The sequence below is a fragment of the Priestia sp. D3YE.R1 genome (genome assembly GCF_049199565.1).
Lineage (GTDB): Bacteria > Bacillota > Bacilli > Bacillales > Bacillaceae_H > Priestia > Priestia aryabhattai.
Window position 1 is genome coordinate 1,939,936 of sequence record NZ_JBLTHW010000001.1, and the last position, 20,551, is coordinate 1,960,486.

Sequence of the window (20,551 nt, forward strand, 5' to 3'; positions counted from 1 at the left end):
TAAGAAAGAATTGTAAAAATATACATTTTAAAAAGAAAACGTTTACAATTAGGTTTCTTATCTATATACTAAATCTTGAATACTTGTATACAAGTTGGCTAAGGAAGTGATGACACATTAAAAAGGTAACCTACCCGGAAAGATGGCTTCGCGGAGCGTCGCTGGGAGAACAAGTTGTAAGCCAATTAAGAATTCAAATTATGAGCGGCGAGCTGAAGAAAGGAACCATCCTATCGGAAAATCAGCTCTCGGCAGAGTTTGGAATGAGTCGATCTCCTATAAGAGAAGCACTGCGGGTCCTTTCAAACGAAGGGCTCATTGAATTGCAGCGAATGGGAGCAGTTGTTATTGGTTTAACAACTAGGGATTTAAACGAACTGTACGATGTTCGTCTGCTTTTAGAACATTTTGTTTTAGAACGTTTATCTGAAGTTGACCATGATTCGCTTATTAAAAAGCTTGAGCAAAGCATTGATCAAATGAACATGGCAGCTAAATACGATGACTATGTAGAATTTGCTTATCAAGATTTGCGGTTTCATGAGCTCGTGATTATTGAAGCAGACCACAAGCGGATATTAAAATTGTGGGAAAGCATCCGTGAAATTATTTTAGCTGCTCTTTTAATTACTACTGAAAAAAGATTTCGAGATGATAAAGCAGCTGTGCTCCCACTGATAAAGCAGCATCATGAAATGATTAAAGCATTAAAGTCTCAAAATACAGAACGTATTCAAGATGAAGTGAAGCGTCACTTTGAAGACACGCGAAATACGATAACAGCTTCACTTTTGAATGAAGCATAAAAAAGGGATAAAGGATTCAAAATGTTTTTGGACCTTTTTATTTTTATCTTGTCGACAAGTATACAAAGGGGATGGAGAAATGAAAGCAGGTGTCTATGTTTCAGAAACAAAAGCCGTTATGCAGGAAAAAGCGAAACCGGTTATAAAAGAAGGAGAAGCGCTGGTAAAAGTATCTCATGCTGGAATTTGCGGAACGGATATGATGATTTATTTTGGAAAACACCCTAGAGCACAAGCACCACTCACTATGGGACATGAATTCAGCGGAGTTATAGAAGAGATTCAAGGGGAAACGAAATTTTCTTTAGGTGACCGCGTAGCAGTTGAACCTACGCTTAGCTGCAGAATTTGCGAAGCCTGTGTAAGAGGACAGTTTCATGTTTGTAAGAAGTTAAAATTAATTGGCATTGATCAAGATGGAGGGTTCGCGCAGCACGTGGCTGTTCCAATTCATCGCCTTCACCTCTTACCAGAGAAACTGTCTAGCGCGCATGCTGCTCTTGCAGAACCTGTAGCGGTTGCCGTACATACAGTGCGACGCTCGCGGTTGAAAGTAGGAGACCAAGCTGTCATTTTAGGGGCAGGACCTATTGGACTGCTGATCGGAATGATTGCGAAACGAGCAGGAGCAAAAAAAGTAATGATTTCAGATATTAGTTCTTATCGCTTAACTAAGGCGAAAGAACTTGGCTTTATACCAATTGATGCAGCGAAAAGAGACGTCGTAAAAGAAGTGCGTTTGCTTACGAATAGCGTCGGTGCAGACGTTGTATTTGAAGTAGCCGGAAATCAAATTACAGCAAAACAAATGGTTGAAACAAGCCGTATTCAAGGAGAGATTGTGGTGGTGAGCGTATACAAAAGCGCTCCAGAAGTAGATTTAGCAGCGATGCACTTTAAGGAAATTTCATTAACTACAACGAGATGTTATACAAAGGAAGATTTTCAGACGGCTATTGATTTACTGGCAAACGGTGAAATAGCAGCAGATTCTTTAATTTCTCATAAACTGCAGCTTGAAGATATTCAAGCGGGGTTTGAGCTTATGCAGCGGCCTGATGAATCACTTAAGGTTTTATTTGCACCAAACGGAGAGGAGAATGAACAATGACAGTAGATTTGTTTTCTTTAGATGGTAAAGTAGCAGCAATTACAGGAGCAACAAGAGGAATTGGAAGATCAATGGCGATTGCTTTGGCAGAAGCAGGTTCGGACATTGCTCTGCTGCAGCGATCAAAGGAATTTCTTGGAGTAAAAGAAGAAATTGAACGGCTCGGAAGAAAATGTTTTATTGTTAATTGTGATCTAGAAAATGCTTCTCAAGTAAGCGAAGCGATCTCATCGGTTGTTGCTTATTTTGGCAAGCTCGATATTTTAGTGAACAACGCGGGCATTCAAAGACGTTCACCCGCTGTAGATTTTGCAGAAGAAGATTGGGACGCTGTTATGAATGTTAATTTAAAAACCGTATGGCTGTTATGTCAGCAGGCGGGCCGCCAAATGCTTAAACAAGGAAGCGGAAAAATCATTAATATGGCATCTTTGCTTTCTTACCAAGGAGGTATTACCGTTCCAGCCTATGCTGCAGCAAAAGGCGGAGTTGCTCAGCTTACAAAAGCTTTGTCTAATGAATGGGCAGCAAAAGGCGTAAATGTTAATGGAATTGTACCAGGGTACATTGCCACTGATATGAATGAAGCACTTATTAACGATGAAACGCGCAGCAGACAAATCATTGAACGTATTCCTGCAGGCAGATGGGGACAGGCAGATGATTTTAAAGGAGCGGTTGTCTTTTTAGCATCTGATGCGTCTGCTTATATTCATGGACACTTGCTTGCCGTAGACGGAGGATGGTTAGGAAGATAACGCATGAACCAATAAATCTTTTCATATCATGAACAAACTCGATTAAAAGGAGCGTTCATGATATGAAAGTGTGGATATTGAATGTTGGGATTGCGGTCACAGTGCTGACAACTGCTTGGGCGGTGTATACAAAGCCTGAAGAGGAAGAGATTTCGCTATTTTCTTACGATCAGCCTTCTATAGTTGTTCAAAAAGAAAGCACAGGCTTTGAAAAAGCGTTAAAAGCTTTTTTGACGCAGCATGGTTTTCAAGAAGTTAGAGTGCTGAATGACTATGCGGAAGCTCAAGTTCTGGTTCTTCTGCCCGCCGAACAACTTTCTTCCTATAAGAAGAAGGAGATTCAGAAAGTCGTAAATCAACTTGCCAAGCAGTATCACGTTAATCCTAATGTAGTTAATGTTCAGTTATATGAAAAAAAGTAAAAGCCTTTTAGAAAGGGGAATCCCCCTCTATAAAAGGCTTTTTTTACTCTTTTTTCTTCTCTTGTTCAGCGAGCTCTTCTTGTCTTTTAAAATGTGATTTTCCTAACGCATACACAAAACTAAAAAACAAAGGGAGTAAAATAGTCAACAGCACAAGGCGAGTAAGCATATCGCCCAAGTCATTTCTCGTTAAGTAAATATTAATAGCTGCAATGACAATATAAATAAAAATCCCGAGGTTTCGTAAAAATCTCTTTAGCATAGATGCATTCATTTTTTTCACCTTACTTTTATATACTCACATTTAAGGTAAAGGAAACGATTAATAAAAGCAACCTATTTACTATAAAGCAAGAAGGAATACAGAAATTTATGATGAATGTTTATATGTTATCTGAAAACTACGGAAATAAAGATGCTAACATGAAGCTGCTTTATACAGCAGTCCGTTTTGATTACACCGAGTCAGCTACAAACAGTTGCCTTCTCTTCAATTAGCTTTAGTTTTTAAAAAGGTAAGGTGATGAGATGAAAAGAGTGCTGGTAATGGGCGTTTCTCCAGGAGTAGGAAAGTCCACATTTGCCAAAAAATTAGGGGAAAAGCTTGATTTAGAAGTACATCATTTAGACAGCCTGTATTGGCAGCCGGGCTGGAAGGAAAGAGACAATGATAGTTTTAGAGAATTGCAGGAGCACATTGTAAAAAAAGACAGCTGGATTATCGACGGGAACTACAGCAATTCGTATGACCTGCGAGTGAAGCGTGCAGATACCATCATTTATTTAGAGCTGCCGCTAATCGTTTGTGTGTACCGAGTAATAAAGCGGAGGATTGTATATGCAAGAAAAACGCGTGAAGATATGGCAAAAGGATGCCCTGAAAAAGTAGATTGGTCATTTTTTACGTTTATTCTTACTACGTACCGAGAACGGCAAAAAAAGATGAGAAACCGGTTTAAAAAACTTAAAAAAGATGAGGAATGCAAGGTTTTTATGCTGATGAACAGAAAGGACATCGAGAGCTATATACAAAACCTATAGGTGGAGTACGAGCTGAATTTTGAACAAAAACAGCCACGTAACAAGTTCGCTTGTTACGTGGCTTTATTGAAAAAACAATCATTCTTGCGTAATATTCAACATTCCTTCTTCGTCGAGCGCAAGCGTTAGAGAATGATTAACCTTCACCGTTAATGGATGAACTTCAGAGTCTCGGTCCGAAAAAAACCACCGTCTTTTAGGCGCCCCTACAAGAAAAAATGCACTGCCGCTTCCTAAAAAGTTAAAGGTTTCGTTTAACGGTCTGCTGTTGCGCACGGTGATACGGGAGTTAATAAGCTGTGTCCCTACAGAGCGGACATGAGGCGTTGTCAAGTTGATTTCTCCTATGCTTAAAAGCGACTTAGAAGAAAAGGGGTCGTTGGATGGCGGGCAGTCTGAATGTCTTGAAATGTATTCAACAATATTATGAGCAGGATCTTCAAAATAAAACGAATGAGCATCAAATGCTTCAAAATAAATCTCATCTTTCTTCTCTTCTGTATTGAGGAAGACTCTTTGAGTAGCCCATTGTTTCGCTTCCATAAAGCGGTTTGCTGGAACATTAAAAGCAAAATGGTAAAAGGGCTTTGTATGTAGAGCACTTTCTTTAAAAGTGAGCTCACTTTCACCAACTTTAATGGAAAAAGAACGCGGTGAAGCGGTGGTTAATGGGAAATCGAGAAAATCTACATAAAAATCCTTCATTTCGTCCAGTAGGTGAGTGTACAGGACAGCCTGATTAATAATCATAAACCATTCCTCCTCGTTTAAACGTTGTCTAAAACGGTATTACACAAATCTTTCGCTCTCTTTTTGATTACTGCTTTTCCAGTAAAGCTGAAAAGAGCCTTTATGCTCAGAGCCTACAAAATTAATACGATATCTCCTCGTTTTTTCAGGTGTTAAATAAAGAGAGTTATTAGTCATTTCAAAAAAACGTGTCTGTTTTGGATCTTCTACGTACAGGGACAGGTCTCCGCTTTTGGTGTTTTTAGATAGCGTAAAAGCGTAGGTTACGCCTTTTTTGAGTTTAATACTCCTGGAGTAGCGGCCCGTAAAGCTGTCGTATTCGCCAAAGAAAACCTCACTTCGTTCCTTTTTTATTTTGCCTCCTACAATTTGATTTTCCTGACCGTTAAAGTTAATAAGTAAAAAAGCGATAAGAACAATAAGAAAACTATATTTAAACATAAAAACCTCCATCTACTAAATTATAGATAGTTTTGGATTTCGTCAAATAGTGTTATAGTTTAAAAAGGGAAAAATTAACAAAAAAGTATTATCCCTTTACATGTTACGTCTAACAGAAAGGAGAAAAAATTGACTCAGCGTTTTTATTTTTTAGCAGCAAGTCAAGTAACCACAAATGTAGGTTTTGTTCTTTATACAATGGCCCTCACTTCCTATATAAATCACAACACTGGTTCAACAGCTCTTGCATCAATGATTACAATGACGAGCTTACTTGCTCGCTTCCTTAGTGGCCTTAGCGTACCTTTACTAGCCGATACATATAAATCTATTCATATTATGCGGGCTGTACAGGTTATACAAATAGGAATGCTCGCTGGATTGTATATGCTATTCACACAAGAATTTACAGTCACAGTACTAGCGATGTGTTTTGTCATTGTTGGGATCATTTCTTTTTTTAACGGCTTTTTTTTCATTTTCAAAACGTCGGTTGTCCGCAGCTTAGTAAGTGATAGCCAAAGAATGCAGGCGAACAGTTTGCTTTCAACAATTGACCAAACCTTTCTATTTGCAGGGTGGTCCCTTGGTGGTTTCGTTTTGTCTTTAACGGGGGTCACTTATTCTCTATTTATAACGGCAGGTCTTTTATTGTTCTCGTTTGTTTGCTTATTGTTTATAAAAGAAGCCCATACGCACAAGCAACCAGAAAAGCGAAGCGTGGTAAAGCTGATGGAAGGATGGCGTTTTTTATGGATACATAAACGCATCAGAGCACTCGTTATAATGGACATAATTGAATCACTCGTTGGAACCATTTGGATTGGAGCTATTACTCTTTCTTTTGTGAAAGAAGTGCTTGGAAAAGGAGAAGCATGGTGGGGATATATAAACGGTGCATATTATGTCGGAAGCATAGTCGGAGGAATTATCGTGTATCGAATGTCTTCTATAGTAAAAGGAAGGCTTTTGCTTCTTATGTTCGCAGGCTCAATTGGTTATGCTGTTTTAACCGGTTTTTATGGTCTAGTAACGAACCCGTATCTAGCTTTAATACTTTTGATAATGATGGGTCCTGCCTATCAGCTTCGAGATGTAGCTCAGGAAACCATTTATCAAAATATCTGCAGCAATGGGATGCTTCCTAAAGTAATAGCGGCAAAATCAACTCTTGTACAGGGTGCGTTTATTCTTTCTATCGCGTTTGTAGGTACAGTAGCCGACTTCTTTGGGGTGAGGTTTGTATATCTATTTGCAAGCTTCCTATTGCTGGTAACGTCTCTCATAGGTATTGCAGTATTAGTTCATAACAAGCAGTCTGTCGAAACAAAATCACCTGTTGAACGGAGAGAGAATATATGAAGATCATCAGGCTAACGTACCTTGGGGAGCATGATATAAAAGAGTTGTTAAATGAAGCTAACAATCGTTTTATTCAATTAGATCAGTAAAATTTCATAAGAATAACGCTCAGGAAAAGCCTGAGCGTTATTCGCTGTCATCTATAGTGTGGATTTACTATTAAAATAGCTTTTAGCAATTTCTCCGCATCCGCTACTAATTTTAGTTTGCTTTTTTAAGTTTGAGAGCTGTTTTAGGAGCAGGGCTTTTTTTAACAATATACAAACCGCTAAAAATAATAAGTCCTCCAAGCAGCTGCATGGAATTGATGGTTTCTCCAATGGCTACAGCAGCAAAAACAACGGCGAACAAAGGAATGACATACATGTAAACCATTACTTTTGTAGATCCAATTTTTCCAATTCCTACATACCACATTACCAGCCCGTACACCGTCACGAACAGAACAGAGTATGCCAGAGAGCTCCAGCTGCCTATATCTGTTGGCCAGATAAGCGTTTGATAGGTGAAAAGACAGTAGACAGTAAGCGGAATAGCTCCGATTAAAGCAGACCAGGCAGTCACGCGTAAAGCAGAATATTTTACGACTAAAGGTTTTGCTAAAATTGGATACCAGCCCCACGCAATGGCCGCTACAATCCCCATGATGTTTCCAAACCATGCAAGCTGCGACAGCGCATGACTAGAGTGACCAAACAGCAGTACAAACGCAGCCCCGAAAAAAGCAAGCACAGAGCCTAGCTGCGTTTTTAATGAAAAAGCTTCATGCTTATATAATATAGCTAAGATTCCTGTGAAAATAGGAGACATCGAAATAAGTAAAGAAGCATTAGTAGCTGTCGTATACTTAACGGATACCATAAACAGCGTTTGATAGAGCGTAACCCCTACTATACTGACCGCTATTAAACGTCCCCAGTCTTTTTTTTCGATACGAATGCCTCGCTCTATGATTCCTGTAATAAGTAAAAGAATAGGAGCAACCATTATAAAACGCAGCGCGCTAAATTGGATGGAAGACATATGAGCAACTCCAAATTTTCCGATTGTATAATTGGCTCCCCAAATTAACGCAACGGATAATAATATCCATTCCAGCCAGCCTTTTTTCATGTCATCACCTCAGGTAAATATATAAATTAAATAAGTGCGGATATCCTTAGTTACAAAGTATACAGGAAGAAATTGTGTAAAAGGCCAGCCAATTCAGCTATTTTTATCTCATCCACTTGTTTATAATACAAACAAAAACGCAGCTGCATTGGCTGCGTTCACCGCGGTTATCCGCATTCTTCTACCTCATCTAACCGTACAAGTTCCACTTTAAAAGAATGATTAACCGGTCGAATTTCACAGTATCCTGAATCATATACGTGAATCAGTACAAAGCGTTTTCCTTTATAGAGCACTTCTTTATAATCTATCACAACATACACCCTTTCTTTTTATAGTTTTTTTAAATTCTATGAACAAAAAACGGTGTAATTGCCTGAAATAAAAAGAATCTTTAGGGACTATAAAATTGCTTGGCAAAACGAGTTCGCTTATACTGTACTTTGATTCTATTTACGTATAGGTTCTGATTAAGAACAGCTTTAGCATATGGATAACGAAACAAAACAGCAGCACATAAGGAGCAGCATATGGATATTAACTATTTATATACATTCAAAGAAGTAGCGAAGTGGGGGAGCTATACACGAACGGGTGAGGAATTAGGGTATGCTCAGTCAAGCGTTACCACTCATATAAAAAAATTAGAGGGTCATTACGGTCAAAAACTATTTGAACGAACAGGACAAAAAATGAAGCTGACTCAGCCTGGTGAAGAATTGCTTTATTATGTGAATCAAGTAACTGAGTTATTAAATGAAGCAAAAGAGCGTCTTACTACGAACGAAGATGCAAGAGGCACGGTTTCGATAGGGACCGTGGAGTCGTTGGCCGCTTATTTTATTACACCGTATATTAGGGAATTAAAAAAGCAGCACCCTTCTCTAAAGATTATGCTAGAAGCGGGTTTATGTCCAAATTTAACACAAGGAATTATTGACGGAAAGTATGACGTAGCCGTTTTGCTTGATCGCCTTCAAACCTCTTCAAATTTAGAAGTGATTCCTATTCGAAAAGAAAACATGGTTATGATTGCTTCGCCTTCTCATTCTTTTAGTGAAAAAAACAACGTTGTAATGGAAGAGTTTGAAGGGGAAACCATCATTTTAACGGAGAGAGGCTGCCCTTATCGTACGCTTTTAGAAGAGATGATGCGCAGCAGAGGTATTCATATGCAATCGGTGATTTCATTTAGCAGTCTTGAAGCGATTAAACAGTGCGTAGCGGATAATTTAGGTATTGCTCTTGTACCAGAAATAGCGGTAAAACAAGAGATTGAAAGCGGAAAATTGATTAAAATCCCGGTTGATCATGAAGAATTTTATCTTTATTCACAGCTCATATTTAAAAAGAAAAAATGGCTGACAGCACCTATTCAACAATTTATTTCACTTATACAAGAAGGTTATCAAAAATATTGATAATAGATATAGAGAATCTTCAATAATGATGAAGCTGCTTTCGTGCTACACTTTTTATAAGAAATGAAAACTAGAGGTGTAGAACATGAATATATTTTTGCAGCACAATCCTACAAAATTATACTTTGGAAAAAATCAAATTACGAAACTATCGCAAGAGCTTGCTTCTTATCAAAAACAAGTAAACGTTCTGTTAGTATACGGTGGAGGAAGTATCAAACGAAATGGGGTATACGACGAAGTGAAAGCTGAACTTCAGTCTATTAACGCAGTTGTTCACGAGCTGTCTGGTGTAGAACCGAACCCTCGTTTGACTACGGTTGCTAAAGGCGTTGACATATGTAAAAAAGAAAACATTGATTTTCTCTTAGCCGTTGGGGGAGGAAGCGTGATCGATTGTACAAAAGCTATCGCAGCTGGAGCCGTGTATGAAGGGAATACATGGGACTTAATTACACGTAAAAAAGAGATTACAGGTGCTCTTCCTTTTGGAACGGTCTTAACACTTGCGGCAACAGGATCTGAAATGAATTCAACTTCTGTCATTACAAATTGGGAAACAAAAGAAAAGCTAGGATGGACGTCTTCTCACGTATTTCCCGTCTTTTCTATCTTAGATCCGGCGTACACGTTTTCAGTGCCGCGCGACCAAACCGTCTATGGAATTGTCGACAGTATGTCGCATGCGCTTGAACACTATTTTCATCGCACAGGAAATACGCCGATGATCGATGGCTTTATTGAATCATTGCTAAGAACGGCTGTACAAGAAGGTCCTAAGCTTCTTGAAGACCTTAGTTCTTATCAGTATCGTGAAACAATGATGTATATCAGCACGACGGCGTTTAACGGAAGCTTAGCAAACGGAGCGGATGGAGGAGACTGGGCTACTCATCGTATTGAACATGCTCTGTCGGCCGTGTATGATATTCCCCACGGAGGCGGCCTTGCTATCTTGTTCCCTAATTGGCTAGAGCATGTGTTAAAAGAAGATCCTTCTCGTGTAAAACAACTGGCTGTAAACGTATTTGGCATCAATCCAGAAGGAAAAAGCGATGAAGAAACAGCAATGGAAGGTGCAAAAGCGCTCCGTACTTTCTGGAATGACTTAGGAGCCCCGAACTGTTTGCGTGACTATGATATTGATGATTCTGAATTTGATGCTATTGTTGAAAAGACGTTTGTAAAACCAGGTGTTGGTATTTATAAAGAGCTTGATTATGCAAGCGTTCGAGATATTCTAGAAAGATCCAAATAAAAAGACGAGCTGCCTGCTCGTCTTTTTTATATGTACTTAATAATCCATTAGAAAATAAAGAAAGAGAAAAAAGCACAGCAAGATGCAGCCTGCTCCTACCGTTATTTCGGAAAAGCCTTGAATAAACGTATTTTTGGGAATGCCTCCTTCATTTTGCAGCTGAAATACGCGTTTTCTTTTGCGCTCATGAACGATTACCAACGAACCAAAAGCAACCGATAATAATGTAAAGAGCGGCACCACGATTAAAAACAGCTTGATAGAATACGCCCAGTACGATATATACAGCATATAATACATTACTCCGGTACTTAAGGCGAAGAGTGTTAAAGACAATAGAAACCACTTAGTAAAACGGTTTTTGCTCATGAATCATTCACTTCCTTATAGCAAGTTCTTCGTATAATCTAGACAATAAAAGCCGTCTATCATTTTACCAAAACTTTTTGATGCATTCTATTTTAAAGGGAAAATAGGGTTTGCAAATTTCTTAAAAGTGGTATAGTTCCTAGAACTATACATGTATACATACAAAAACCTGATGATAAATGAGGGAGAAGATGAGCTATGGGCTGCGACGCGTGTCTGCCAATTAGGACAGGATATACGGTTTCTTTTCAGAAATCAAACGATGTAAAGGAATTGGAAAAATACTTTAAAGATATTTCTCAAAATCAATGGAAGAGTCTTGGAGAAGATATGTTCTGGATGAGAGAAGATACCTTTTGGAGTTTTATGGATTATGTTCATCAGCATTTAGACCCTCGGCATGTGCGGGCTGTAGAAGCCAAGCAGCGGACCCCGTTTGAAAACCTGCCGCGCATGGAGCCAATCATCGCTTTCCAAAAAATGAAAGATGCCTTGTGGATTGATGAGCTGATTGAAGACAAGCGAATTTGCTCGTATTATCAGCCGATTGTATCGGTTGATCATGAACGCGTGCATATCGTTGGCCACGAAATTTTATCAAGAGGATTAGAAGAAGACGGAAGTATTATACCTCCTTTTAAAATGTTTGAAGCTGCTCAAATAAGAAATAAAACCTTCGCTCTTGACCGAGCCTGCCGCTTAGAAGCTGTAAAAAATGCTAGTATTATTGATCATCAGCTGATTTTTATCAACTTTATTCCTACAGCAATATATAACCCTGAGCATTGCTTAGCATCTACATTTACATTAATTAAAGAATTGAATATAAAGCCCGAGCAAATTGTATTTGAAGTGATTGAAACGGAGGATGTTCAAGATATTGAGCATTTGAAAAACATTTTGAATTATTATCGCTCCCACGGATTTAAATATGCTTTAGATGACGTAGGAGTTGGCTATAATACGCTGAATCGGCTTTTAGAAGTGGAGCCTGACGTCGTGAAATTAGCATTTGAATTCACAAACGGAGTCAGTAAGAATGAGAAACAGAAAAAAGTGGCTCAAGAGATGTTAGCTATCACCCATAGAATGGGGGCGCAGGCTCTTGCAGAAGGGGTAGAAACAGAAGAAGATTTAAAATGCCTGATAGAGATGGGGTATGATTTGTTTCAAGGGTATTATTTTGCAAAGCCTAATCCTAAACCGTTAAAAGAGATTCATTCTATTTACGTTTAGCAGCGAAAAGCAGAAGAACAGAAACTTCTGCTTTTTGTATGAATGAAAGTAAGAATACTCAAAAAATAAACAATTCACTTTCATTTTGCTAAATAGTTTACAGAGAAAGGGAAGTGCTATAAGATGATAAATATTAATTCTTAGTATTTCTATCAGAAAAGGAGTGGATGATGTGGCACAAACGTTGCACTCATCATATAAATCAAAGCCAACTACTGTTGTAACAGAATTAAGCCCTATGCAAAAGCCGTTATTTGCAGGAGGGGTTATAGCAGCGGTTATTTTACTTCTAGCGATTGTGCTAACGACTGATTGGACGCAAGGTGTGTTATTTACTATCGGTCTAGCACTGGGAATGACGCTTCTGTACGCACGTTTTGGCTTTACATCAGCATTTCGCCGACTCGTATCTGTCGGCAACGTTCAAGGCTTGCAAGCGCATATGCTTATGCTAGCGATTGCGTCAACGCTGTTTGCTATTATTTTAAGTACAGGCTTTAGCTTTACAGGGGTAACGCCAAAAGGATATGTTTCACCTGTAGGAGTCAGCGTGATAGTTGGTTCGTTTATGTTTGGAATTGGCATGCAGCTAGGAAATGGATGTGCCTCAGGAACGCTGTATTCGTTAGGCGGTGGCTCTTCTTCCATGATTTTAACGCTTTTAGCTTTTATTGTAGGCTCTATGTTCGGGGCGTATCATTTGCCATTTTGGCAAAAACAACCTTCGCTTCCTCCTATTTCATTAGCTGAATCGACAGGCCTTGGTTATTTTGGTGCTTGGATTGTACAGCTTATCGCGTTTGCAGCGATTTACTGGATTACGATTCAAATTGCCAAAAAGAAAAATCCGCCTATGATGAAGCAGCTTCCTACGACAAAAGGGTGGAAAAAGATCATTCGCGGCTCTTGGCCTCTATTCACCGCAGCGGCTGTGCTGGCTGTATTAAATGCATTTACGCTTGCTGTAAGAGGAAATCCTTGGGGTATTACTTCTGCCTTTGCTTTATGGGGCGGAAAAGCAATGATGGCAGCTGGGATAGATGTATCAAGCTGGGGATTTTTCCAAGGAGCAAATGGAGAAGCGCTAACGCAAAGTGTGCTAGCAGACTCTACTAGCGTGTTGAATTTTGGGATCATCCTAGGCGCTTTCATTTCAGCGACGGCGCAAGGAACGTTCAAACCAGGAAAGATTAAACCCGGCGTTGCAGGAGCAGCTGTTGTTGGGGGCCTTTTAATGGGATATGGTGCTCGACTTGCCTTTGGCTGTAACATCGGCGCTTACTTTGGCGGCATTGCTTCATTTAGTCTTCACGGATGGGTATGGATGGTTATGGCGATGCTTGGCACAGGCTTAGCACTATTTATCCGCCCGTTATTTGGACTCAAAAACCCTAAATCTAATGATTCGATTTGTTAAGTTTAGATAAAACCTTCTTTGCATGAGCAAAGGAGGTTTTTATTTTAGTTGATGTTTGGAATCGCTCTGCTATTTTGTGAATCACTTGAAGTTTAGTACAGTTCATCAGTTTTCTCCGCAGCGTTTGCGCTACTTTTCTTTTAGTCAAAAACTCTTGTTCTAACCCAAAAAGAATATAAAAATTTCCTTTTTTTATAAAAATTTCACTTATTTTGCCGATATAACAGGAGAATTGTATGTATTTGGCGAAATAAGCAGTAAACACCAAGTCCAGACACAGTTATCAAAACGTAAAAAGGGGTTTTAACGTTACATGAACAAGTATTTAAAAAAAGCTGTTATTTATGGAAGTTTGTGTTTTTTATTGGGAGCGTGCGGAGGAGCGGGAGAACAAACCTCTTCTGAGCCGCAGAAAAAAGAAGAAACAGTAAAGTCTAAAGAAGAAGCGAGTAAAAAAGAGAAAAAAGACGCAATCAATACAACCATTAAAGTTAGCGCAGCGGGAGATTTTACCTTAGGAAACGATGAAAGCTTTGGGTACGATTCTACCTTTAACGACGTAGCGGCAAGAAATGGCCTGCCGTATTTTACGCAAAATGTAAAATCGATCTTTGAGCAAGATGACTTAACAACGGTTAATTTAGAAACAACGCTGACAACAGCGACCGAAAAAGCAAGTAAAACATTTCGTTTTAAAGGCGATCCTTCTTTTGTGAATATTTTAAAACAAGGAAGTATTGAAACCGTTAACTTAGCTAATAATCATACGCATGATTATTTACAGCAAGGATATGATGATACACGAGAAAACTTAAAGAAAAGCGGAATAGGCTATTTTGGCTATGAAGATACATATATCACAACGGTAAAAGGAGTCAAAGTAGGATTGCTTGGATATCCGGGCTGGGATGATACAAAAGAAATAAGAAGTCAGATTAAAGACGGAATTAAGTCTTTAAAAGAGAAAGGTGCCAAAATTATCATTGTGCATTTCCACTGGGGATCTGAGCGACACTATGTTCCTGATACAGCGCAGCAAGCATTGGCGAAGTATACAATTGATAACGGAGCAGATTTGATTTTAGGTCATCACCCTCACGTTGTTCAAGGAATTGAAGAATACAAAAATAAATTTATTGTCTATAGCTTAGGAAACTTTATGTTTGGCGGAAACAAAAATCCAAGTGATAAGGACACATTTGTATTTCAGCAGACGTTTACGATTAAAGATGGAAAGCTAACGACGAATAAAGACATCAACGTCATTCCATTCCGTATTTCTTCCACAACGGCGCGAAACGACTACCGACCTACGCCTTTAACAGGAGCAGAGAAGAACCGGGTGAAAAATAAACTGATTGATGTTTCCAATCAAATCAAACAGGAAAAGTGGACGGTTTATGATGAAGATAGTAAATGAAGCTCTCAGCACTGAGAGCTTTTTTTATAAAATAAAGCGATATACATCCAAATAAATGATATAATGTAAAAAAATAGATTAAAGGTGGAACTATGGTTAATATAGGTGATATTATTTTTCAAATTCTTATGCTGCTGATCCTTATAGGAGGAGCAGGAGTTATTATCGCATTTATTATAGGCTTAAAAAGATTGATTCAAAAGCAGGGAGTAAATGAAAAAAGGCTTCAGAGAATGGAACAAAAATTAGATGATATGCTGAAAAATAAAGAGTCATGACTATACAGAAGTACTGTTAACACATCAGTGCTTCTGCACTTGACAATTTATAAAAAAGCAGTAAGATATGTATACATCGTTTATATAGGGAGGAACGTTACATGGCAAAGTCAAAAGCAAAAAAAATGCGTGATAAAATGACGCGTGAAGGAAAGCGAAATCCAGAATTAAACCGCAGTCTGTTTGTATTTGCAGACATGGAAACGCGCAAAACCAAAACAAAGCAGGAAAAACTTCAGCACCAGCACACAAAACATAAAAAACGATTATCAGACGGAGTGTACAGTACCGGAGATGATCGTTTTTTTATTGCGTTTCATACATCTACAAGATGAAAAAAGAGCCTTTTGACTATCCATCTTCACTTTGCCTCAAACATTTTTACTGTAAACTTTCAGAAAAAACCCTTATGATAGGAAAAGAAGGAGATGAACTAAGAATGCTTACGATTGAAAAAGTACCTAAAAGCCAAGCGGGCGTTTTGCAAAATTTGTATTCTCTTTATCTCCACGATTTATCTGCGTATACGCCTTCTTTAGATATTCGCGAAGATGGAGCTTTCCACTTTGAAGAGCTGCCGCTGTTTTGGAAAGTAGAAGGCCTCTCGCCATACTTTATTAAAGTAGATGATAAGCTGACGGGCTTTTTTTTACTTCTTGAACAGCCCGCACTTCAGCAAGAAGCAGATTACTGCATCAATGATTTTTTTATTTTAAACAAATACCGAGGGCAGGGCATTGCTTCCAAAACGGTAAAAGACATTTTCTCTCATCGAAAAGGAACGTATATGATTATTGAGCTTGCAGGCAATAAGCGAGCTATTTCATTTTGGAAACATATTTATGAAAGCTTACATATTTCCTTTCAAGAAAAGAAAATTGAACTTGACGGAGAGCCAACTCTTATTCAAACCTTTAGTGTGTAAAACCTTTCTGAAAAACAGAAGGGTTTTTTATTTAAACTAAATATTAACAATTTTCAACAAATTATGTATAATTAAAGATGCTTGTCGACATTTATTCACAGGAGTATTCCTGTAAAGGAGGAGTAAAATGAAAGCGTTATCTAATTTCTTTACGGCGCTTGTGCAGCGCTTTTTACCTGATCCGTTTGTATTTGCTTTAATCTTGACGCTGATTTTATTTGTATCAGGTATTGTTTTTACTCCTCACGGGCCGATTGAGATGGTTCAGTTTTGGGGAAGCGGTTTTTGGAATCTCCTAGCATTTGCGATGCAAATGAGCTTAGTGCTTGTCACAGGGCATGCGCTTGCCAGCTCGCCGCTTGTAAAAAAGTGGCTTGTGAACATAGCACTGTTAGCCAAAACTCCGGCGCAAGGGGTAATTCTGGTCACGCTCGGCGCAGCTATGGCCTGTATGATTAACTGGGGGTTTGGCTTAATTGTAGGTGCGCTGTTTGCGAAAGAAGTAGCGAAACGCGTGCCGGGATCTGATTATCGGTTTTTAATTGCCTGTGCTTACATAGGGTTTTTAACATGGCACGGAGGCTTGTCAGGTTCGATTCCTCTTGTCGCTGCTACACCTGGAAACCCAATGGAAAAAACGGCTGGACTTATTCCGCTGTCAGACACGATTTTTACAGGGTACAACTTATTTATTACTCTCGGATTATTAATTGTCCTTCCTATTATGACAAGACTGATGATGCCGACGGGAAAAGAAGTGGTAGAAATTGATCCAAGACTATTGGCAGAAGATGAAATGGCTCCGGCTACAGTTGTTGAGACAACTTCTTCTAAGCCAACATTTGCTGTACGCATGGAGAACAGCAGGTTTTTAAGTCTAACAATTGCGCTTCTTGGGTATTCATATTTAATTTATTATTTTGCTGCAAACGGTTTTAAAATGGATATTAACACAGTGAATTTATTGTTTTTTACGACGGGTATTTTGCTTCACCGCACGCCTTTATCCTATATGAATGCCGTTTCTAATGCCGCGAAAGGAACCGCTGGGATTGTGATTCAATTTCCATTCTACGCAGGTATTCAAGGCATGATGGAGCTATCAGGCCTAGGCGGTAAGCTAACAAATGCCTTTATCTCGATTTCAAATGAAACGACATTTCCATTTCTCGCGTTTTTAAGTTCCGGCGTTGTGAACTTTTTTGTTCCGTCGGGAGGAGGACACTGGGTTGTCCAAGGACCTTTTATTATGCCGGCAGCTGAACAGCTCGGCGTAGATCCGGGAGTCGCCGCAATGGCCATTGCTTACGGAGAAGCCTGGATGAATATGGCTCAGCCGTTTTGGGCACTGCCTGCACTAGCTATCGCAGGGCTCGGAGCACGCGATATAATGGGCTACTGCGTGACGACCTTAATTGTATCAGGCTTTATTTTTGCTATAGGACTAACGTTTTTCTAATACGAAAAGGTCAGCTGAAAAGCTGACCTTTTTCATTACTTTCTTCTTTCCTAAGCGTATCTATCTACTTTCTAAGCCAACTTCGCGTGCACTCCAGTTCCAGAATTCTTCTGCAAGCCGTTCATTTTTTGCTCTTGAAGAAGGGGGTGTAACGCGTTTTTTATAAAAGTAAGCGCCGCTAATATGCGTCACTTCAGGACTGTCTGCTAAATAAATAGCTGTTTCGGCACCTTCAAGAGGTGTTAAAAAGAAAGGGCGAAGCAAGGCGTGAACGCTTTTTCCAAAACCCGTTTGACGATTAACGCCGATAGCGGTAGAGACTGCACCGGGGTGTAGGCAATTTACGGTTACAGAAGTATCTTTTAGCTTTTTACTTAAATGGACCGTAAATAAATTATTCGCTAATTTAGACTGAGAGTATCCTCGCCATATTCCGAATCCTGTTGTTAAGTGAGGGTTGCTGAAGTCTATTTTTCCAGCTTTATGAGCACCGGACCCAACGTTTATAATGCGTCCTTGCTGAGATTTTTTCAGCGGATCTAAAAGTAAATTAGTTAATAAAAAGTGACCCAAATGATTGACACCAAGCATCATTTCAAATCCATCTTGTGTTGTTTCCCGCTTAATTGTTACCACGCCTGCGTTATTAATCAGCACATCAAGTACACTGTAGCGAGACGTAAAGTCTTCACTGAAAGCCCGGATACTGTCAAGAGAACCTAGGTCACATGTCATAAGAGATATAGAATCCGATCCGCTTTGACGCTTCGCTTCTTCTAAAGCCGTATTTCCTCTTTCTTCATTTCGGCATACCATAATGACTTCGAATCCTTTTTTAGCTAGTTCAATCGTTGTGGCCAGGCCCATTCCAGAATTGGCACCCGTAATTAACGCTCGTTTGGCTGTCATGCGTATGTTCCTCCCAACTACATCTTTTTTCTAGTGTATAAGATAAGAAGATACGTCGTCCACTTCTAGCTTTTCTTTCATGCATAATTTTAAAAAATGCGTGAAATGTGCACAGGGGAGAAAATGTTGCACAAAGGTCAATATTTTACACCCTACTCGTCAATTAAAGCGGTTTCATAAATAACGGATTTCGTTAAAATAAGACATAGGGAGGTGCTAGTAAGATGAATAGCCAAAGTAAATTACAGGAGACAGAATATGTTCCTTTAGAGCAAGAACTTAAAAGAGAACCATCCATTAATACGAAAAAACGTAAAAATTTGAAAAATGTAGGTTTATTTGCTCTATTTGTAGGGCCCGCACTTTTAGCGTTTTGTGTGATTGTACTTATACCATTTTTTACAGGGATTTATTACTCATTTACAGACTGGAACGGAGTAAACGGCACGATTAACTGGGTGGGACTTGATAACTTTAAGTACTTGTTCACCGAAGATAAGCAGTTTCAGCAGTCGTTTTGGATCACAACAAAATATACGGTCGTTGCGATTATCTTAACGAACGTGGTCGGATTCGTGTTAGCGATCCTTGTTACTCAAATGTTAAAAACACGAAACATTTTACGTACGGTTTTCTTTATGCCGAATTTAATTGGCGGACTTTTACTAGGATTTGTATGGCAGTTCATTTTTGTAAAGGGATTTGCATCTATCGGACAAATCACGGGGATTTCTCTTTTTGAACTTCCTTGGTTGGGAGACGCAAAAACAGCATTTTGGGGCATCGTGATTGTAAGTGTATGGCAAGGAGCAGGCTATATCATGCTTATTTACACAGCAGCACTGCAAAACGTACCGCAAGAGCTAATTGAAGCAGCAAAAATTGACGGAGCAAGCAGATGGCAAATTCTTCGTCACATCACAATTCCAATGGTAGCACCGGCAGTAACGGTTTGTTTATTCTTAACGATTTCATGGTCATTCAAAGTATTTGATGTCAACTTATCATTAACAAACGGTGGTCCATTCAAATCAACAGAAATGTTAGCGCTTAACATTTATACAGAAGCATTCGTGAATAACAGATACGGTCTAGGTGAAGCAAAAGCCTTAATTTTCTTCATCGTCGTAGCAGCGATTACAATTATTCAAGTAACATACACCAAGAAGAAGGAGGTTGAATCGTAATGGGAAACAAATATACGAGCAAAACCTTTATTGTTGAAATTTTAGCGGTCCTGCTTGGACTGGTGTTCTTGGTTCCATTTTATTACGTGCTTTCAAACTCACTGAAGTCATTTGCAGAAATTTTATCAAACACATCGGCGCTGCCGACAACGATTCAGTTTCAAAACTTTGTCAATGCATTCAACCAAATGAATTACTTAAAAGTGCTTAGCAACTCGTTAATCATTACGGTTATCAGTAACGCAGTTCTAGTAATCTTCTGTTCAATGGCAGCTTACATGCTGGTTCGAACAAAGAAAAAAATCAGCAGCATTATCTTTATGGCATTCGTAGCAGCAATGGTTATTCCGTTTCAATCTATTATGATTCCTCTTGTAAAAGTAGCAGGAAACTTAAATCTGTTAAACAGTATTTGGGGTATTGTGATCATGTACTTAGGTTTCGGTTCGGGTATGACGATCTTCTTATACCACGGATTTATTAAAGGAATTCCAGTCGAGCTAGAAGAAGCGGCAATCATCGACGGATGCTCACGTCTAGGCGTATTTTGGAGAATTGTATTCCCGTTATTAAAGCCAATTACAGTAACCGTCGTTATCTTAAACAGCCTGTGGATTTGGAATGACTTCTTACTTCCGTCTCTTGTTCTGCAAGATCCTGAGCTAAGAACGATTCCGCTTGCGACATTCTTCTTCTTTGGTCAGTATACAAAGCAGTGGGATTTAGCACTAGCAGCACTTGTAATCAGTATTATCCCGCTATTAATCTTCTTCTTTGCAATGCAAAAACACATTGTTAAAGGAATTACAAGCGGTTCAATTAAATAATAGAAGCGGCAACAGGGCTGGTTTTGAGGCTGAGGCGTCAA

The 20,551-nt window shown here is 39.1% G+C and carries 24 protein-coding genes; 17 read left to right on the forward strand and 7 right to left on the reverse strand.

Going from position 1 to position 20,551, the window contains the following annotated elements:
- Positions 1-161: 161 nt before the first annotated feature.
- The 4 genes from ACOZIR_RS10340 (at position 162) to ACOZIR_RS10355 (ending at position 3,097) form a co-directional block, all read left to right on the forward strand.
- Complete coding sequence (locus tag ACOZIR_RS10340; protein WP_272946327.1) at positions 162-806, forward strand: GntR family transcriptional regulator; 645 nt, start codon at positions 162-164, stop codon at positions 804-806.
- A gap of 79 nt (positions 807-885) precedes the next feature.
- A complete protein-coding gene (locus ACOZIR_RS10345) occupies positions 886-1,917 on the forward strand; it encodes a zinc-dependent alcohol dehydrogenase (protein WP_045292299.1) in 1,032 nt (343 codons plus the stop codon).
- Positions 1,914-2,675, forward strand: coding sequence for a glucose 1-dehydrogenase (locus ACOZIR_RS10350; RefSeq protein WP_034268851.1), 762 nt, complete (start codon positions 1,914-1,916; stop codon positions 2,673-2,675). Before ACOZIR_RS10345 ends, ACOZIR_RS10350 begins: the two co-directional genes overlap by 4 nt.
- A gap of 62 nt (positions 2,676-2,737) precedes the next feature.
- A complete protein-coding gene (locus ACOZIR_RS10355) occupies positions 2,738-3,097 on the forward strand; it encodes a hypothetical protein (protein WP_045292294.1) in 360 nt (119 codons plus the stop codon).
- A 43-nt stretch (positions 3,098-3,140) separates the two neighbouring features.
- On the opposite strand, the gene ACOZIR_RS10360 is transcribed toward ACOZIR_RS10355, so the two are convergent.
- Positions 3,141-3,371 carry a hypothetical protein gene (locus tag ACOZIR_RS10360; protein WP_013057513.1) on the reverse strand — a complete coding sequence of 77 codons (231 nt, stop codon included), beginning with the start codon at positions 3,369-3,371 and terminating at the stop codon, positions 3,141-3,143.
- Between the two features lie 254 nt (positions 3,372-3,625).
- Here ACOZIR_RS10360 and ACOZIR_RS10365 point away from each other — a divergent pair, with 254 nt between their 5' ends.
- Positions 3,626-4,138, forward strand: coding sequence for a topology modulation protein (locus ACOZIR_RS10365; RefSeq protein WP_045292292.1), 513 nt, complete (start codon positions 3,626-3,628; stop codon positions 4,136-4,138).
- A gap of 78 nt (positions 4,139-4,216) precedes the next feature.
- On the opposite strand, the gene ACOZIR_RS10370 is transcribed toward ACOZIR_RS10365, so the two are convergent.
- Positions 4,217-4,888, reverse strand: coding sequence for a VOC family protein (locus ACOZIR_RS10370; protein ID WP_045292290.1), 672 nt, complete (start codon positions 4,886-4,888; stop codon positions 4,217-4,219).
- 39 nt (positions 4,889-4,927) lie between these two features.
- Positions 4,928-5,329: a hypothetical protein gene (locus ACOZIR_RS10375; RefSeq protein WP_045292288.1), complete on the reverse strand. Its 402-nt coding sequence runs from the start codon at positions 5,327-5,329 to the stop codon at positions 4,928-4,930.
- A 129-nt stretch (positions 5,330-5,458) separates the two neighbouring features.
- Between ACOZIR_RS10375 and ACOZIR_RS10380 the strand changes: the two genes are divergently transcribed.
- A complete protein-coding gene (locus ACOZIR_RS10380; protein WP_045292286.1) occupies positions 5,459-6,691 on the forward strand; it encodes an MFS transporter in 1,233 nt (410 codons plus the stop codon).
- A gap of 201 nt (positions 6,692-6,892) precedes the next feature.
- On the opposite strand, the gene ACOZIR_RS10385 is transcribed toward ACOZIR_RS10380, so the two are convergent.
- Together ACOZIR_RS10385 and ACOZIR_RS10390 are read right to left on the reverse strand one after the other, a co-directional pair.
- Positions 6,893-7,804 carry a DMT family transporter gene (locus ACOZIR_RS10385; protein WP_045292285.1) on the reverse strand — a complete coding sequence of 304 codons (912 nt, stop codon included), beginning with the start codon at positions 7,802-7,804 and terminating at the stop codon, positions 6,893-6,895.
- 167 nt (positions 7,805-7,971) lie between these two features.
- Positions 7,972-8,118: a hypothetical protein gene (locus ACOZIR_RS10390; RefSeq protein WP_169746664.1), complete on the reverse strand. Its 147-nt coding sequence runs from the start codon at positions 8,116-8,118 to the stop codon at positions 7,972-7,974.
- A gap of 216 nt (positions 8,119-8,334) precedes the next feature.
- Between ACOZIR_RS10390 and ACOZIR_RS10395 the strand changes: the two genes are divergently transcribed.
- Positions 8,335-9,225: a LysR family transcriptional regulator gene (locus tag ACOZIR_RS10395; RefSeq protein ID WP_045292284.1), complete on the forward strand. Its 891-nt coding sequence runs from the start codon at positions 8,335-8,337 to the stop codon at positions 9,223-9,225.
- An 85-nt stretch (positions 9,226-9,310) separates the two neighbouring features.
- A complete protein-coding gene (locus ACOZIR_RS10400) occupies positions 9,311-10,483 on the forward strand; it encodes an iron-containing alcohol dehydrogenase (protein WP_045292283.1) in 1,173 nt (390 codons plus the stop codon).
- A gap of 36 nt (positions 10,484-10,519) precedes the next feature.
- On the opposite strand, the gene ACOZIR_RS10405 is transcribed toward ACOZIR_RS10400, so the two are convergent.
- Positions 10,520-10,852: a hypothetical protein gene (locus tag ACOZIR_RS10405; protein WP_045292281.1), complete on the reverse strand. Its 333-nt coding sequence runs from the start codon at positions 10,850-10,852 to the stop codon at positions 10,520-10,522.
- A gap of 198 nt (positions 10,853-11,050) precedes the next feature.
- On the opposite strand from ACOZIR_RS10405, the gene ACOZIR_RS10410 reads away from it, so the two are divergent.
- The 7 genes from ACOZIR_RS10410 (at position 11,051) to ACOZIR_RS10440 (ending at position 17,587) form a co-directional block, all read left to right on the forward strand.
- The gene (locus ACOZIR_RS10410; protein ID WP_421535566.1) at positions 11,051-12,088 is read left to right on the forward strand and encodes an EAL domain-containing protein; all 1,038 of its coding nucleotides are present in this window, start codon (positions 11,051-11,053) and stop codon (positions 12,086-12,088) included.
- Positions 12,089-12,260: 172 nt separating this feature from the next.
- Entirely contained in the window at positions 12,261-13,505 is a 1,245-nt protein-coding gene (locus ACOZIR_RS10415; protein ID WP_045292280.1) for a YeeE/YedE family protein, read from the forward strand.
- 313 nt (positions 13,506-13,818) lie between these two features.
- Entirely contained in the window at positions 13,819-14,925 is a 1,107-nt protein-coding gene (locus tag ACOZIR_RS10420) for a CapA family protein (RefSeq protein WP_045292279.1), read from the forward strand.
- Positions 14,926-15,017: 92 nt separating this feature from the next.
- Entirely contained in the window at positions 15,018-15,203 is a 186-nt protein-coding gene (locus ACOZIR_RS10425; RefSeq protein WP_045292278.1) for a DUF4083 family protein, read from the forward strand.
- Positions 15,204-15,304: 101 nt separating this feature from the next.
- A complete protein-coding gene (locus ACOZIR_RS10430) occupies positions 15,305-15,538 on the forward strand; it encodes a hypothetical protein (protein ID WP_045292277.1) in 234 nt (77 codons plus the stop codon).
- 104 nt (positions 15,539-15,642) lie between these two features.
- Complete coding sequence (locus ACOZIR_RS10435) at positions 15,643-16,128, forward strand: GNAT family N-acetyltransferase (RefSeq protein WP_034651113.1); 486 nt, start codon at positions 15,643-15,645, stop codon at positions 16,126-16,128.
- 127 nt (positions 16,129-16,255) lie between these two features.
- Positions 16,256-17,587, forward strand: coding sequence for a TIGR00366 family protein (locus ACOZIR_RS10440; protein ID WP_045292275.1), 1,332 nt, complete (start codon positions 16,256-16,258; stop codon positions 17,585-17,587).
- Between the two features lie 60 nt (positions 17,588-17,647).
- Here ACOZIR_RS10440 and ACOZIR_RS10445 read toward each other — a convergent pair whose 3' ends face one another.
- Positions 17,648-18,496, reverse strand: coding sequence for an SDR family oxidoreductase (locus ACOZIR_RS10445; RefSeq protein WP_045292273.1), 849 nt, complete (start codon positions 18,494-18,496; stop codon positions 17,648-17,650).
- Positions 18,497-18,720: 224 nt separating this feature from the next.
- Between ACOZIR_RS10445 and ACOZIR_RS10450 the strand changes: the two genes are divergently transcribed.
- Together ACOZIR_RS10450 and ACOZIR_RS10455 are read left to right on the forward strand one after the other, a co-directional pair.
- Positions 18,721-19,683 (forward strand): carbohydrate ABC transporter permease, encoded by a 963-nt coding sequence (locus ACOZIR_RS10450; protein WP_013057494.1) that lies wholly within the window; start codon positions 18,721-18,723, stop codon positions 19,681-19,683.
- Positions 19,683-20,510 (forward strand): carbohydrate ABC transporter permease, encoded by an 828-nt coding sequence (locus ACOZIR_RS10455; RefSeq protein ID WP_013057493.1) that lies wholly within the window; start codon positions 19,683-19,685, stop codon positions 20,508-20,510. The genes ACOZIR_RS10450 and ACOZIR_RS10455 overlap by 1 nt, the downstream gene beginning before the upstream one ends.
- Positions 20,511-20,551 lie beyond the last annotated feature (41 nt).

Bases quoted from the DNA above. Each gene is read 5' to 3' on its own strand.
- ACOZIR_RS10445 (WP_045292273.1), bottom strand. From the start codon at position 18,496: ATGACAGCCAAACGAGCGTTAATTACGGGTGCCAATTCTGGAATGGGC.
- ACOZIR_RS10345 (WP_045292299.1), top strand. From the start codon at position 886: ATGAAAGCAGGTGTCTATGTTTCAGAAACAAAAGCCGTTATGCAGGAA.
- ACOZIR_RS10420 (WP_045292279.1), top strand. From the start codon at position 13,819: ATGAACAAGTATTTAAAAAAAGCTGTTATTTATGGAAGTTTGTGTTTT.
- ACOZIR_RS10410 (WP_421535566.1), top strand. From the start codon at position 11,051: ATGGGCTGCGACGCGTGTCTGCCAATTAGGACAGGATATACGGTTTCT.
- ACOZIR_RS10425 (WP_045292278.1), top strand. From the start codon at position 15,018: ATGGTTAATATAGGTGATATTATTTTTCAAATTCTTATGCTGCTGATC.
- ACOZIR_RS10455 (WP_013057493.1), top strand. From the start codon at position 19,683: ATGGGAAACAAATATACGAGCAAAACCTTTATTGTTGAAATTTTAGCG.
- ACOZIR_RS10370 (WP_045292290.1), bottom strand. From the start codon at position 4,888: ATGATTATTAATCAGGCTGTCCTGTACACTCACCTACTGGACGAAATG.
- ACOZIR_RS10435 (WP_034651113.1), top strand. From the start codon at position 15,643: ATGCTTACGATTGAAAAAGTACCTAAAAGCCAAGCGGGCGTTTTGCAA.
- ACOZIR_RS10430 (WP_045292277.1), top strand. From the start codon at position 15,305: ATGGCAAAGTCAAAAGCAAAAAAAATGCGTGATAAAATGACGCGTGAA.
- ACOZIR_RS10360 (WP_013057513.1), bottom strand. From the start codon at position 3,371: ATGAATGCATCTATGCTAAAGAGATTTTTACGAAACCTCGGGATTTTT.
- ACOZIR_RS10450 (WP_013057494.1), top strand. From the start codon at position 18,721: ATGAATAGCCAAAGTAAATTACAGGAGACAGAATATGTTCCTTTAGAG.
- ACOZIR_RS10350 (WP_034268851.1), top strand. From the start codon at position 1,914: ATGACAGTAGATTTGTTTTCTTTAGATGGTAAAGTAGCAGCAATTACA.
- ACOZIR_RS10355 (WP_045292294.1), top strand. From the start codon at position 2,738: ATGAAAGTGTGGATATTGAATGTTGGGATTGCGGTCACAGTGCTGACA.
- ACOZIR_RS10440 (WP_045292275.1), top strand. From the start codon at position 16,256: ATGAAAGCGTTATCTAATTTCTTTACGGCGCTTGTGCAGCGCTTTTTA.
- ACOZIR_RS10395 (WP_045292284.1), top strand. From the start codon at position 8,335: ATGGATATTAACTATTTATATACATTCAAAGAAGTAGCGAAGTGGGGG.
- ACOZIR_RS10365 (WP_045292292.1), top strand. From the start codon at position 3,626: ATGAAAAGAGTGCTGGTAATGGGCGTTTCTCCAGGAGTAGGAAAGTCC.
- ACOZIR_RS10385 (WP_045292285.1), bottom strand. From the start codon at position 7,804: ATGAAAAAAGGCTGGCTGGAATGGATATTATTATCCGTTGCGTTAATT.
- ACOZIR_RS10405 (WP_045292281.1), bottom strand. From the start codon at position 10,852: ATGAGCAAAAACCGTTTTACTAAGTGGTTTCTATTGTCTTTAACACTC.
- ACOZIR_RS10400 (WP_045292283.1), top strand. From the start codon at position 9,311: ATGAATATATTTTTGCAGCACAATCCTACAAAATTATACTTTGGAAAA.
- ACOZIR_RS10375 (WP_045292288.1), bottom strand. From the start codon at position 5,329: ATGTTTAAATATAGTTTTCTTATTGTTCTTATCGCTTTTTTACTTATT.